Source organism: Colwellia sp. BRX10-9 (genome assembly GCF_014077405.1).
Taxonomy (GTDB): domain Bacteria; phylum Pseudomonadota; class Gammaproteobacteria; order Enterobacterales; family Alteromonadaceae; genus Colwellia_A.
Genome location: NZ_JACGVV010000013.1, coordinates 1 through 14105 on the forward strand (window position 1 = coordinate 1; position 14105 = coordinate 14105).

At 38.0% G+C, this 14105-nt stretch carries 17 protein-coding genes, 1 tRNA gene and 1 pseudogene; 2 read left to right on the forward strand and 17 right to left on the reverse strand.

Annotated elements, in window-relative coordinates; genetic code table 11:
- The 12 genes and pseudogenes from H4J69_RS09400 to rlmE form a co-directional block, all read right to left on the reverse strand.
- Positions 1–793: TolC family protein (locus H4J69_RS09400; RefSeq protein WP_259367737.1), on the reverse strand; the 793-nt coding region annotated here is incomplete at its 3' end.
- Positions 794–840: 47 nt separating this feature from the next.
- Positions 841–1809: a M56 family metallopeptidase gene (locus H4J69_RS09405; protein WP_182215853.1), complete on the reverse strand. Its 969-nt coding sequence runs from the start codon at positions 1807–1809 to the stop codon at positions 841–843.
- On the reverse strand, positions 1806–2195 hold the full coding sequence (locus H4J69_RS09410) for a BlaI/MecI/CopY family transcriptional regulator (protein ID WP_182215851.1): 390 nt from the start codon (positions 2193–2195) through the stop codon (positions 1806–1808). Before H4J69_RS09410 ends, H4J69_RS09405 begins: the two co-directional genes overlap by 4 nt.
- 102 nt (positions 2196–2297) lie before the next feature.
- Positions 2298–2510 (reverse strand): annotated as a pseudogene (locus H4J69_RS09415) (transposase); the annotation flags it as partial.
- A gap of 128 nt (positions 2511–2638) precedes the next feature.
- A complete protein-coding gene (locus H4J69_RS09420; RefSeq protein ID WP_182215849.1) occupies positions 2639–2956 on the reverse strand; it encodes a VF530 family DNA-binding protein in 318 nt (105 codons plus the stop codon).
- Between the two features lie 495 nt (positions 2957–3451).
- Positions 3452–3536: transfer RNA gene (locus H4J69_RS09425), tRNA-Leu, on the reverse strand.
- 12 nt (positions 3537–3548) lie between these two features.
- Positions 3549–3944 (reverse strand): preprotein translocase subunit SecG, encoded by a 396-nt coding sequence (secG, locus tag H4J69_RS09430; RefSeq protein WP_182215881.1) that lies wholly within the window; start codon positions 3942–3944, stop codon positions 3549–3551.
- Between the two features lie 4 nt (positions 3945–3948).
- Positions 3949–4719 (reverse strand): triose-phosphate isomerase, encoded by a 771-nt coding sequence (gene tpiA, locus H4J69_RS09435; protein WP_182215847.1) that lies wholly within the window; start codon positions 4717–4719, stop codon positions 3949–3951.
- 114 nt (positions 4720–4833) lie between these two features.
- Positions 4834–6171: a phosphoglucosamine mutase gene (glmM, locus tag H4J69_RS09440; RefSeq protein WP_182215846.1), complete on the reverse strand. Its 1338-nt coding sequence runs from the start codon at positions 6169–6171 to the stop codon at positions 4834–4836.
- 46 nt (positions 6172–6217) lie between these two features.
- Positions 6218–7000, reverse strand: a complete 783-nt coding sequence (gene folP / locus H4J69_RS09445; protein ID WP_182215879.1) for a dihydropteroate synthase — start codon at positions 6998–7000, stop codon at positions 6218–6220.
- Positions 7001–7181: 181 nt separating this feature from the next.
- A complete protein-coding gene (ftsH, locus tag H4J69_RS09450; RefSeq protein ID WP_070373824.1) occupies positions 7182–9143 on the reverse strand; it encodes an ATP-dependent zinc metalloprotease FtsH in 1962 nt (653 codons plus the stop codon).
- Between the two features lie 131 nt (positions 9144–9274).
- Positions 9275–9901 (reverse strand): 23S rRNA (uridine(2552)-2'-O)-methyltransferase RlmE, encoded by a 627-nt coding sequence (gene rlmE / locus H4J69_RS09455; RefSeq protein WP_182215844.1) that lies wholly within the window; start codon positions 9899–9901, stop codon positions 9275–9277.
- Positions 9902–10018: 117 nt separating this feature from the next.
- Between rlmE and yhbY the strand changes: the two genes are divergently transcribed.
- The gene (gene yhbY, locus H4J69_RS09460) at positions 10019–10315 is read left to right on the forward strand and encodes a ribosome assembly RNA-binding protein YhbY (protein ID WP_070373826.1); all 297 of its coding nucleotides are present in this window, start codon (positions 10019–10021) and stop codon (positions 10313–10315) included.
- A 179-nt stretch (positions 10316–10494) separates the two neighbouring features.
- Complete coding sequence (locus tag H4J69_RS09465; protein ID WP_182215843.1) at positions 10495–10848, forward strand: rhodanese-like domain-containing protein; 354 nt, start codon at positions 10495–10497, stop codon at positions 10846–10848.
- Positions 10849–10941: 93 nt separating this feature from the next.
- Here H4J69_RS09465 and H4J69_RS09470 read toward each other — a convergent pair whose 3' ends face one another.
- From H4J69_RS09470 to ihfB, 5 genes are all read right to left on the reverse strand, one after another.
- Positions 10942–11247: a helix-hairpin-helix domain-containing protein gene (locus tag H4J69_RS09470; protein WP_182215842.1), complete on the reverse strand. Its 306-nt coding sequence runs from the start codon at positions 11245–11247 to the stop codon at positions 10942–10944.
- Positions 11248–11389: 142 nt separating this feature from the next.
- Complete coding sequence (gene pyrF, locus H4J69_RS09475) at positions 11390–12085, reverse strand: orotidine-5'-phosphate decarboxylase (RefSeq protein WP_182215840.1); 696 nt, start codon at positions 12083–12085, stop codon at positions 11390–11392.
- A 157-nt stretch (positions 12086–12242) separates the two neighbouring features.
- On the reverse strand, positions 12243–13412 hold the full coding sequence (gene lapB, locus H4J69_RS09480; RefSeq protein ID WP_182244948.1) for a lipopolysaccharide assembly protein LapB: 1170 nt from the start codon (positions 13410–13412) through the stop codon (positions 12243–12245).
- 5 nt (positions 13413–13417) lie between these two features.
- Complete coding sequence (locus H4J69_RS09485; RefSeq protein ID WP_182215837.1) at positions 13418–13660, reverse strand: lipopolysaccharide assembly protein LapA domain-containing protein; 243 nt, start codon at positions 13658–13660, stop codon at positions 13418–13420.
- Between the two features lie 80 nt (positions 13661–13740).
- On the reverse strand, positions 13741–14028 hold the full coding sequence (gene ihfB, locus H4J69_RS09490; RefSeq protein ID WP_070373831.1) for an integration host factor subunit beta: 288 nt from the start codon (positions 14026–14028) through the stop codon (positions 13741–13743).
- Positions 14029–14105: the final 77 nt, after the last annotated feature.

Genomic DNA, 14105 nt, shown 5'->3' on the forward strand with positions numbered 1-14105 from the left:
TGGTTAAAGGTAAATGGGGTAACGATAATAATGACCCAATGATGTTAGTTTCTTTATGTTGCTCGCTTTGCCCCTGTCCTTGCCACTGCGCCAATAACTGATATTTACTGGCATCTACTTCATGAGTTAAGTCTTCAACAACTAATTCTCGTTTAGCGACTTCAGCTTGTGATTTTAGTTTATCAACTAAAGAAGACTTTCCTGCATTTACACGTTTAGTAACGGCTTCAAATGATTTAACCGCTTGCTTTAAGCTCATTTTTGACAGTTTTAATCGCTCTTCATTGACCAATACTTGGATAAAATATTTTGCTGTTTGTGCGGCTAAATCTAGCGCTTTAATTTCTCGCGCGAATGCAACGGTTGATCCCTGAATTTTAGCATTTGCCACTCTGTTTTTTACTAGAGCGTTATCTAAAATCCATGAGATAGATAGTGTGGATTGCGCACTTTTAAAGCCACTATGATCACCCGTACCCATTGCATCCTCAATGGTAAGTCCAATTTCTGGTCTAACCTGAATACCAGCTTGTTGAGCATACCCCTTATAAATATCAGCTTGATTAGCAAATACTTTTAGCTCTGGGTGCATATGCATTGTTTGAGATATTGCCGTAGATAAGTCAAACGATTTCAAGGGGTTGTCTTCTGAGTATGCATAACCTGAGTATGTATAAGCTGAAAGTGTTGAAGTGATCATCAGTACCACAGCGCTAAATTTTACATAACGCCTTGACAAAAACCGATTGGCGGTCGGTTTTTTATTTGTGAATGATTGAGTAAATAGTTTCATTTTTAATACCTTAGAGTGAGCCTTGGAGTAAGCCTTAAATTATTATTTTAATGATCGAATAGCGTTTCAATAGCGTGATGGAGGCTATCTACTGATGTCATTGATATGACGGCTAATAGTATTATTGTGAGTAAAACCACTTTCATTGGAAAAGGTTTGAGTTGAGTATCATTGAGCAATTCTAATACTCTTTGCTCAATGGATTGACGACAAAAGTGAACGAGTAATTCGCTTTTGAACTGTTCATGTATGGAATATTTAGCCGCTAACTTAGTAAATCTCACTAACGTACTAGCAACATTGTGCGCCTGTTGTTGAGTTTTTACGAAGAAAGAATCAGCCGCTTGCTCCATGGTAATTGCCATCATCGATTTCAATATTTTCTTAACATTAGGTGAAAAGTAAGAAGACAATAATGAAAACACCCACTTTTGTAGCGGGTCAGCATAGTATAAATGAGCAAGTTCATGTTGAATGATGATTTCAATGTCATCTGAATCTAGTTGCTCCATCAAGCCTGTAGATATAAAGCACGATGGTTTAATTAACCCACCTGTGAATGCTGTCGGGATCGATGAATTGATTATAAAGACGTTCTCACTCTTCTTTGTCGCTAAAGTGCGCAACAAAATTATCTGATAGTGATTTTTGTAGGCTACAACTAGACTTCGAACAGCAATAGTGAGACTGAAGCCGATGAAGAGAATTAAACTAATACTATGCCAGCTTAAAAAATAATAAATATTAGGATGATGCCAGTGAGCTAATTCAGTTAACCATACAAACATTGCCCCTGATTGAAAAAGAGGGCTAAATAACAGCGTTACAAATAATGCAATAATCCAAGGTGAAAGCACACATAACCAGAGTAACGATTTACGGGTAGGCACAGTGTAACTTTGAATTTTATTTTTTACCGACCAAAAAGCAAGCGAAATAAAGCCATTGGCAACGATAAAAGCTAATACGGCAATCGTGAGTAAATTAAATGCTAACGCCCAATGACCATAAATCATTTTTCGGCCTTTGTTTTTAATTTTTTGCGCTGTTGCTCAATCATAGCTTCAAGTTTATCCAACTGATCCTCATCTAGATCAGATGAAATTGAAGAAAAAGCCGCAACAACGCTATTTTCATCTTTAACAACAAAATCATGAGTAACACTTTTAATGAGTTGGCCTATCAATTCTTGACGAGCAACTTTAGGGAAGTATAGATATGCGTGGCCGTTCTTTACCCGACTTAATAGATCTTTTTTAAATAAGCGATCTAACGTGCTTTGAATGGTATTAAGAGAGCCGCCTCGATTTTTCTCGAAATAGCTATGTACCTGCTTAGCGTCAGCAGGCTGTGCCTTCCAAAGGTATTCCAATACTTGTTTTTCTAGTTCACCGAGTTGCATAGACTTTTCACTACCCTATTTAAGTATTGTGATATTGTCACATTAAAAACCGAGTGGCAATCGGTTTTTAGATTTATTCCACTAAATCTTCTACTTTAGATAATGATTACTCATTACAGCATAGGCACGCACGTCAATCGCAAAGACTTCGATAAGAAAGTGTAACTTCTCTTCTACCCACTCTCTGCGGTGATCAAAGCTTTGACCTGACAAGGCATCTTCGCCACATAAAAAAGCAACTCGAACACAACGCACAACACAATGATAATAAGGGGTATCTACTAAACTGATTTGTTGTTTCCTTGGCGTAGCCATAAATCACCTGTGATTATGTCGCTTGGTTATTTCAGTGTAGTGCATCGGTAGGGATGAGCAATTCTATTAAAATTACTAGGTTGGGTGTCCTATTAATATATTAAAGTCGCATAAGTCTATTTGTTTTTCTATGTTGGCCAAACGAAGGGAGCGGGCTTGTTGGAAGTCGTTTTTGCTACTGCTGTATTTTGGGCGAGTATCCCCCTTATTAATTTCCCCGTTTCTTTATGCTTACTACAAAATGTTTTCAAGTATAAAATTTCAACTCTACTGCGTGCCCAAGGGGTTGTACGCAGAAATTTCAAACTTGATTTGAGGCGCGGTTTATTGGTGAAACAACGAATATTAAGTAACTCACCCATCTTATCCCAACCAATTTTCTTCTCTAGATCGGTTAGGATTTGTTCAAGTTTCACGCCGTGGAGTGGATCATTACTTTTATTCATAGTCTACTTAAATTTAAAAATAGCATTGTAACAAGTTTACTAAATATTGACAGAATTATGCGCTTAACTCAGGTAAAAGTGCAGATAGAACTTTATAGAAAAATTAATATTGTCAATGAGCAGACATAGATATTATTCACGACCTAAGTCAACACCCCTTCAAATTAACGCGTTTAGTAATTCAGTTATTTAGCGCAATAAAAAAGGCTTACATTGCTGTAAGCCTTTTCTATAGTATTGGTGCAGATGGAGAGACTCGAACTCTCACGACCTAAGTCACCACCCCTTCAAATTAACGCTTCTAGTAATTCAGTTATTTAGCGCAATAAAAAAGGCTTACATTGCTGTAAGCCTTTTCTATAGTATTGGTTCAGATGGAGAGACTTGAACTCTCACGACCTAAGTCAACACCCCCTTCAAATTAACGCGTCTAGTAATTCAGTTATTTAGCGCAATAAAAAAGGCTTACATTGCTGTAAGCCTTTTTCATAGTGTTGGTGCAGATGGAGAGACTCGAACTCTCACGACCTAAGTCACCACCCCCTCAAGGTGGCGCGTCTACCAATTCCGCCACATCTGCATTTTTAAAACTTTACTTTGGAATGTCGTTATCACTCGCTTTTTTAGTCGCTGCAGGAATATCGCTATTCTCTGATGACTGACCTGGCTCTACACTTTCGCTAGGGATTGATGAATCGCCTGGTATAGTTTGCTCTACAGGAGTGTTTAAGTTGTTCCACTCATCGGTAGATTTAATTCTATTTGCCGTCAAGTTACCTAACACTAAGCTGATAACAAAGAACGCGATAGCTAACCATGTAGTCGCTTTAGTTAAAAAGTTACCTGAGCCACTTGAACCAAATATTGTTGCTGAAGAGCCGGCACCAAAAGATGCGCCCATATCTGCGCCTTTACCTTGTTGGATTAGAACTAAACCAATTAAACAAATTGAAACAATTAAATAAGCAATAATTAACGATTGATACAACATTTTAAGATCCTTTGGCTGACGAGCAAATTATTTTGAATTCGTCGACTTTTAAACTAGCACCACCAATAAGACCACCGTCAATATCAGTTTGTGCAAATAATTCTTCACAGTTAGCAGCATTTACGCTACCACCGTATAATAATGGCACTTTATTCGCGATAGTATCATCAGCATTAGCTAAAAATTGACGAATAAATAAGTGTGTTGCTTGTGCCATTTCTGGAGATGCTGTTTTGCCAGTACCAATAGCCCAAACAGGCTCGTAAGCAATAACAACATCTGTAAATTTTTCTATACCTATTTCGTCAATTACTGGCTGTAATTGTGAAGCGAGTACTGTCTCTGTTTGTTCAGCAGTTCGTTCATCTTCACTTTCACCAATACACAATATAGGTGTTAAACCAGCATTCAATGTTGCTTTAACTTTATGAGCAACTTGTGTACTTGTTTCTTTGTAAATGCATCTTCGTTCAGAGTGCCCTACAATAACATAATTTACAGAAACTTCCTTGAGCATATCAGTGGATATTTCACCGGTATATGCTCCACTTTGATGCTCGCTTACATTTTGCGCACCTAAATGGATGTTTGCTTGTAAATTTTCACTTTTAGCACTTATTGTAAATGCTGATAGAAAAGGAGCAGGAGGACAAACAACAACGTCGACATTTTTAGCTAGCTTGACACTATTTAATCCTGAAATCATTTCTTTTATCAGCGAGAAACTTCCATTCATTTTCCAGTTTGCGGCTACTATTGCTTGTCTTTTCATTTATCTTTCCTAATTAAAGCGGCGAGATATTAACTAACCTACGAACAAGATACAAGTGTTTAACTTAATATCTTGTTCATTTGCTTATTATTCAACCGTCTGACGTCTATTTTGTTAACAAGCGGCTTTAACAGCATCAGCAATTACATTTGCTAGCTCAGTAACTTCTATTAATTCTGGTCCTTCAACCATAACGCGTATTAAAGGCTCAGTACCTGATTTACGTAATAACACGCGACCACGCCCTGAGAGTTGCTCATTGACCGTATGTACAGCAGCGACGACATTCTGCGCCGTTAACGGGTCATTGTCACCGGTAAACCTAACATTAACTAACACTTGTGGTAATTTAGTCATTCCTTGGCGGAGTTCATGTAAGGTTTTATCACCACTGCAAACAGCGGTTAATACATTTAACGCGGCGATAATACCATCACCCGTAGAAGTATTTTTTAAATTGATCACATGGCCAGAGTTTTCAGCGCCCAACTGCCAACCTTTTTTGTTGAGCATTTCGGTAACATATCGATCGCCTACTTTGCTGCGAGCAAAAGGTATACCCATATCTGCAAGCGCAATTTCAAGACCCATATTACTCATCAGTGTACCAACAACACCACCACTAATAACGCCGCTTTGTAAATCGTTTGAAGCGATAACGTAGACACATTCATCACCATCAAGCACATAGCCGGTATGATCAACCATCATCAAGCGATCGCCATCACCATCGAGTGCAATACCTAAATCAGCCTGATGTTCAACAACAGCCTTACTGATAGCGTCCATTGATGTTGCACCACATTGGTCGTTAATATTGGTACCATTAGGCGATGTACCAATTTCAATCACTTGTGCACCTAATTCACGAAACACGTTAGGTGCAATGTGGTAAGTTGCACCGTGTGCGCAATCAACAACAATTTTAAAATCTTTTAAGGAATATTGGCTAGGGAAATTACTTTTACAAAACTCAATATAGCGCCCAGCAGCGTCTTCAATTCTTGTTGCTTTACCTAATTTAGCCGATTCAACACAGCCCATTTCTTTATCTAATTGAGCTTCAATAGCCAGTTCTACATCATCGGGTAACTTCTCACCATTTTGTGAGAAAAACTTAATGCCGTTGTCATAAAATGGGTTATGTGATGCACTAATAACGATACCCGCTTCAGCGCGAAAAGTTTTAGTAAGGTAAGCAATTCCTGGCGTCGGCATTGGTCCCAATAAGCCAATATCGATACCTGCAGCAGAAAAACCAGCTTCCAGGGCTGACTCAAGCATGTAGCCTGAAATTCGGGTATCTTTACCGATAAGTACTTTTTTTGTGCCTTGGGCAGCTAGTACGCGGCCAGCGGCATAACCTAATTTCATCACAAACTCAGCGGTGATTGGGTATTGTCCTACTAGGCCTCTTATGCCATCGGTTCCAAAATATCTTCTTTCTGACATTTTATTTGTCCTTTATATTTACTTTTTTAGTATATTTAATGATGAGTTATTTATTTATGGTGGTAGCTTGTAAAACTTTTAAAGCATCGACTGTTTCTTTTACATCGTGAACACGAATAATTTTTGCCCCTTGCTGAGCGGCTATAATGGCTGTTGCTAAGCTACCCGCTAAGCGTTCATTAACCTCTCGATTAAGAAGATTACCGATCATCGATTTTCTCGACAGTCCTGCCAATATAGGCAAATCTAGGCATTGAAATTTAGCCATATTCGACAATAAACTATAATTTTGTTCTAACGATTTACCAAAGCCAAAGCCAGGGTCTAAAATAAGACGCGAAGTATTAATACCCGCTTGTGCACAGGCTAAAATTCTTTCGTGAAAGAAAGTGGTAATGTCGTCTATTAAATTAACGTAGTGAGGATTATGCTGCATGGTTCGAGGTAAACCTTGCATATGCATTAAACAAATACCAACACGTTGATCTTGTGCTAATACCGGTAAGCAACCTTCATTTTGCAGGGCTCGAACATCATTGATGATACCTGCCCCATGAGTGATGCCCTCAGACATTACCGCGGCTTTACTGGTATCAATAGAGACAATGATATTAAAACGCGCATTAATGGCTTTTAATACGGGAATAACACGCGCTAACTCATCTTTAACAGAAACGTCTTTAGCGCCTGGACGCGTTGATTCGCCCCCGATATCAATAATGGTGGCGCCATCGGCTATCATCTGTTCAGCTTGTCTTAACGCAGAGTCAATACGAGAGAATTGTCCGCCGTCAGAAAATGAGTCTGGGGTTACATTTAAAATCCCCATCACCTGCGGGGTTTCAATATTAAGAAAATGTGTACCGCAAGGTAGATTTTTCAACAAAACTTATGCTCTTTGTGATTATTCTGTATAGAAATTTATTTTATAAAAAACAACTTACTGTCAGTAAAGTAAATTAACTTTTATAAAATAAAGCCTCGTTAATCGAGGCTATATTTAAAGGCTATTAATCAGCAGAGGCGTCACTAGGTTTATCTAGATCTGGCGCTACTTCTTTTTTCTCAGCTTTATCTTCTTTAGTATCAGAAGAGGCATTGTCATCAGCTTTAGGTGGCTTCTTTGAATCAGAGTGATTATCCCACTCAGCCATTGGCGGACGAACTTCTCTGCGTTCCATTAAGTCATCGATTTGTCTAGCATCGATAGTTTCGTAATGCATTAACGCATCTTTCATTGTCTCTAAAATATCACGGTTCTCGTTCAATATCTTTTCTGCACGTTGATAATTACGGTCAACAAATGCTTTGATTTCAATATCAATCGCTTGTGCAGTTTCGTCAGACATGTTCAACGATTTAGATGATGAACGACCTAAAAACACTTCACCTTCTTCTTCAGCAAATAACATTGGACCCAATTTTTGTGAGAAGCCCCACTGAGTAACCATTTTACGAGCAAGTTGAGTCGCACGTTCAATATCGTTAGATGCACCGGTAGAAACTTTCTCAAAACCGTAAATCATTTCTTCAGCGATACGACCACCGTAAAGTGACGAAATATTACTTTCTAAATGCTGTTTACTATGACTAAACCTGTCTTGTTCTGGTAAATACATAGTGACACCTAAAGCGCGGCCACGAGGAATAATACTTACCTTGTAAACGGGGTCATGATCTGGCACTAAACGACCAACAATCGCGTGCCCTGCTTCATGATAAGCTGTCATGGCTTTTTCTTCTTCGCTCATAACCATCGAACGACGTTCAGCACCCATTAATATTTTGTCTTTCGCTTTTTCAAATTCATCCATCGATACAGTGCGGCGAGCCGAACGTGCAGCGAATAATGCGGCTTCATTAACTAAGTTAGCTAAATCTGCACCTGACATGCCCGGTGTACCACGTGCAATAACTGATGCTTTAACATCGTCACCCAAAGGTACTTTGCGCATATGCACTTTAAGAATTTGTTCGCGACCACGAATATCTGGTAGACCAACCGTAACTTGACGGTCAAAACGACCAGGACGAAGTAGTGCTGGATCTAAAACGTCTGGACGGTTAGTTGCGGCAATAACGATAACGCCTTCATTACCTTCAAAACCATCCATTTCAACCAACATTTGGTTAAGTGTTTGTTCACGTTCGTCGTGTCCACCCCCCATACCTGCGCCACGTTGGCGACCTACCGCATCGATTTCATCGATGAAGATGATACAAGGGGCTGATTTTTTAGCTTGCTCAAACATGTCACGCACACGAGATGCACCAACACCAACAAACATTTCAACAAAGTCAGAACCTGATATAGTGAAAAATGGTACTTTAGCTTCACCAGCAATAGCTTTTGCCAGCAAGGTTTTACCTGTACCCGGTTGTCCTACAAGTAAGACACCTGAAGGAATACGGCCACCAAGTTTTTGGAATTTAGTTGGCTCTTTTAAGTAATCAACAAGCTCAGAAACTTCTTCTTTCGCTTCGTCGCAACCAGCAACATCAGCAAAAGTTGTTTTTATCTGATCTTCACTTAAAAGTTTCGCTTTAGACTTACCAAAAGACATCGCTCCTTTTCCACCACCGCCTTGCATCTGACGCATGAAGAATATCCATACACCTATCAACAAAATCATTGGGAACCAAGAGATAAAAATAGTGGTTAGAAAGCTAGTTTCTTCCGGCAATTCACCAGAAGCATTAACGCCTTGTTTAACTAAATCGTTAATTAAATCACGATCGAAACCACCAGGAATAACAGTAACAAAGGCTTCACCACTACGTTTTGTGCCTTTGATAACACCATTACGATCAACATTTGCGTCACGGATCTGTCCTTGACGGACATCTTTAATGAAACGCGTGTAATCAACTTGTTGTTCAGTAGTGGTGCTCGGAGTGAACCCTTGGAATACCGACATTAAAACAACCGCTATTACCAACCATAAAATAAGATTTTTTGCCATATCGCTCAACTTAATGACCTCTTGTACTTTGAATGAACTTTTACTTAACCGTCAACTAGCACAGATAAACGGCTAGTTCTGAAATCAACCTAAACTTTTAAGTTGATGAGTCGTAATTTACTATAATTTAACGCTCGGAGCTATTTAAATCCGGTAGCAACCAAATATACTTCGCGTGAACGTGCACGTGACGAATCTGGTTTACGGGTTTTTACTGTTTTAAATGCTCCTCTTAAGTCTTGCATAAATTGCTCAAATCCTGCTCCTTGAAAGACTTTAACAACAAATGCGCCATTTTTCTTTAATACCTGATTACACATGTCTAATGCTAATTCAACAAGATACATACTTCTTGCGGCATCGGCACCGTCATTACCGGTAAAATTAGCGGCCATGTCAGACATAACAACATCGATATCTTTGCCGCCAATACGGTTTAGTAATGCATTAAGTACCGGTTCTTCTCTGAAGTCGCCTTGTAAAAAGTCAACACCAGCAATAGGGTCCATTGCCAGGATATCACAAGCAATAATTTGCCCGCCACTTCCAACGGCTTTGACCGCATATTCTGACCAACCTCCTGGTGCAGCACCTAGGTCGACCACTTTCATGCCTTTTTTAATCAGCTTATCTTTAACGTTTATTTCTTCAATTTTAAAGTATGCTCTAGAACGCACACCGAGTTTCTGAGCTTTTTTTACATACTCATCATCAAAGTGTTCTTGCATCCAACGGGTACTACTATTACTTAATTTCTTTTTACTCATTAATTTAACTTAATTAATTTGTTAATAATGCAAAACGATTTAACGTTTTATTAGTATTACAGAGTAGATGGAGGTAAAATAGTATTAATTCAAGCTAACTTGTAACGAAAATTGTTAATGAGCCTAAATAAAAAACAAATACAGTATTTAAAAGGTCTTGCGCACCCATTGAAACCAGTGGTTTTATTGGGTAACAACGGCTTAACAGAGGCAGTAGTTGCCGAAATTGATTATTCATTAAATCATCATGAATTAATTAAAATTAAAATCCCAACCGATGATCGTGACAGTAAAGCATTAATTGTTGAAGCTATTTGCCGTGAAACAGCGTCAATTAAAGTTCAAGTAATTGGTAAAACATTAATTATTTATCGTCAGTCACCAGAAAAGAAAATAAGAATTCCAAAAATTTAATTTTTACATTCTTATCTAAAAGAGCTTCGGCTCTTTTTTTATGTCTAAAATTTATGACTACACGCAGACTGACATTTAAAGATTACATTATTGACAACTATATTAGGATATCCTAATGTAGCTGTAATAGAAAAACGATATTGACTCTTTTTAATCATTAAATATTAAGGCATTTATAAATGTTGAAAACTATCCCGACACTGATAGCTGAAATTAGAAAAAACATTCAAACTACATCGGCTCATGATGCTTACCTAAGTGCGAAAAAAGAGAAAAGCCTCTTTATTGACGTGCGTGAAGCGCAAGAAGTTGCCACTAGCCCAGTGATAAATTCAGTTAATATTCCACGTGGTGTTTTAGAGATGAATATTGGTAGCTGCACGACTGATGAAGACCAGCGTATATATCTTCATTGTGCAACCGGCGGCCGGGCGAGTCTTGCTGCTGAACAATTAAACCGTTTAGGCTATAAAAATGTTTGGGCTATTATATGTCAGCATAATGATGTTTGTTCTGCACAAGAAAAAAGTTAGCATCGCGACAATAACCCTACATTTTACTTAAGAGTAAAATTGAAAAGGCTAAACAATTGATTTGTTTAGCCTTTTTTATCTCTTCAAGGAATACTAGATCGTTAGTTTTGATTTATTTAACGCTAATATTTGCCCGCCAATACCTTTAACATTCAACAAGTCTTCGACCGAGATAAACTTACCGTTTTCATTTCGGTATTTGACAATGGCTGCCGCTTTTTTCATGCCTATGCCTTTTAATAAGGATAAGGTCTTAATATCAGCATGGTTTATATCAATACGCTCGTCAATTTGATTAACATTGGCATTGGGCTCATTACCACCGACACTTTCAGCAAAGCTTAATGACGAAAAAGTAAAGGTCAGGCAAATAAGTAAGATTTTTGAAAAATTAATCATGATTATATCCTTTTATTGTAAATTCCATTACGCCTCACAAACAATAAACTGTTAATTTATTATTAATAAGACGTTAATAGGTTTAGGATAAAATTTTACTTTTGTCAATTTATAGCCATTAATAAAATTATGCTAATTGACCTTAATTAAGCGATAAATTAATCGACTGCAAAACTTGCTGTGGGTTTTCAGCTTGAGTAATAGGTCTGCCAATAACTAAATAATCAACACCAACGGCCATTGCCTGCTCTGGCGTCATAATACGTTTTTGATCATCACTGGCGGCACCTGCAGGTCTAATACCTGGCGTGATAAGCTTAAAGTCTTTACCTAAAGCGCTTTTCAGGCTTTGAGCTTCCTGTGCTGAACAAACAACACCATCAAGGCCAGCTTCTTTTGTCAACTTTGCTAGCAGCATCACTTGCTCGGCTGGCGTTCGCGTAATACCTAAGCCCAGTAAATCTTCTTCACTCATACTGGTTAAAACAGTGACGGCAATAAGTAATGGGGCGTTATCACCGTATTTTTCTAATGCCTGTTTAGCTTTAACCATCATTTCATGTCCACCACTGGCATGAACATTAACCATCCACACCCCCATCTCTGCAGCAGCGGTTACCGCTTTTGCTACGGTGTTAGGAATATCGTGGAACTTTAAATCTAAAAAGACATCGAAGCCGCGACCCGTCAATTCTTTAACAAACGCAGGTCCAAAATGAGTAAACATTTCTTTACCCACTTTTAAACGACAATCCTTTGGTTGAATCTTATCAACGAATGCAAGCGCATCCGCTTTTTTATCGAAATCTAGGGCAACAACTACTTTTGCATCATTCATACTCAATCCTCAATTCTTAATTCTTAATTCTTAATTCTTTAATAATTTTTGAGTTCAAAGTCCTAAGGTTCAAGAGCAAAGAAAAAGCACGGAGCTGACGAAAGTCAATGAGTACTTTTGAAGACGCTATTGAGTCTTAGGGCGAAGAAATCGGTAATTATTCTCCTTCAAGGCCCCGCACTGGTTTCAATTGTTCCCAGTCATGGCATGAAGGACACGCCCAATAATGTTTACTGCTATTAAAACCACAGGTTCGACAACTATAACGCGGTTTTAGATTCAAATAAGCGCCAATCAATTCTTTGATCATATCTAAATTTTCGGTGTTGTCATGCTCGGTAGAGTTAACCATTTGCATCTTAATAAAATGCTTAAAGCCTTTAATGGTTGGACGCTTTTTCAAAGCAAGTAAAATAAATTCTTTCGCTTTTTCGTTGCCATATTTAGCTTCAAGGTGACTTAAGTATTTTATCAGTGCGCTCGAACCACCGGTTTCATCATAAACTTTTCTAATAAATTTAAAATATTCATCGTCGGCATCTAACTGATGATAACAATTTTGCATTTCATCAATAACATCAGGAAAGAATTCTTTATCCTGAAGATAGATGTCTTGATAGCATCCGCAGGCTTCATTGAACTGTTGATGCTTTTCATAAATTTGAGCTAATAACCAATTAGCACGACAAGAATTAGCATCATAAATCAACGCCAACTCTAATAACTCTATGACTTCAATAAAGTTATCTTCTGCTAAGGCTGTTGTCGCTAATTCACAATAAAAATTAGCTAAGTTATGAAGAAGTTTTTTATCTTTAGTTTTAACAATGGCTTTTTTATGACTGATGCCTTTTGACCAATCTTTAGTAGACTGGTAAATACGCATTAAATAATCAAGGGATTTTAAGCCATAGTGTTTTGATTTAAGTAGCTTTTCAAACATGGTTTCAGCGCGGTCGTATAAGCCGGCACTAAAAAAATCTTTACCTAGCTCAAAAGCAGCTTGTTGCTTATCTTTAGCGGGTAGATGTTTCTGTCTAACTAAGTGCTCATGCACTTTTAATGCGCGGTCGAGCTCACCACGGCGACGAAATAAATTAGCCATGGCAAAATGTGCTTCAACAGTATCATCTTCAACTTTAAGGGCTTCTAGTAAGTAGTCGATCGCTTTATCTTGTTGATTTGATAGGAGGTAATTTAAGCCTGTTGAATATTTTATCGACAAGGCTTGTTTAGCTGAGTGATCATTTTGTTTAACACTATTACGACCCATGAACCAGCCATAGCCCATTGCAACAGGGAGTAATAAGAACAATAGTTCTAACATATAATTTACACTGATTCTTTAGAGGATGATTTTTTAGGTTTTATCATTCGAACAAACTTCCACAATAATGCAAAGAGTAAGCCCAGTACAAAGCCCAAAGTGGTAAATAAACTGACAGCCGCAGCAACTGATAATTCAGTTCGGGCGATGAGATAATTCAATGTTAAGGTCTGCTCATTTTGACTACCAAAAATAAAAGCGATGACTAGTAAGCTGAACAGGAAAAACGCTGTAATATAAATACGCAAAATAAGTTACCTATGATGAAAATTAAGTTAAAAAAAACGGCATACCATTATAGCATGCCGTTTTATTGATAATTTATCAATTACGCTATTGAAAGATTTACTCTTTCACGTAACTCTTTTCCAGGTTTAAAATGAGGAACGTATTTACCTGCCAACTCAACGGATTCGCCAGTCTTAGGGTTACGTCCAACACGAGGAGCACGAAAATGTAATGAAAAACTACCAAAACCACGAATTTCAATACGCTCACCTTTTGACAAGGTTTGTGCCATCATTTCTAAGATTTCTTTAATAGACTGTTCAACATCTCTCGCTGATAAATGACTTAATTTATCGGCTAATCTTTCAATAAGTTCAGATTTGGTCATTTGACCTCCTGTGTTCACTAGTTTGAAGTTAATAGTACCTTCTCGCCAATGGATTTTAAACGAAGAGAAGCGTTATA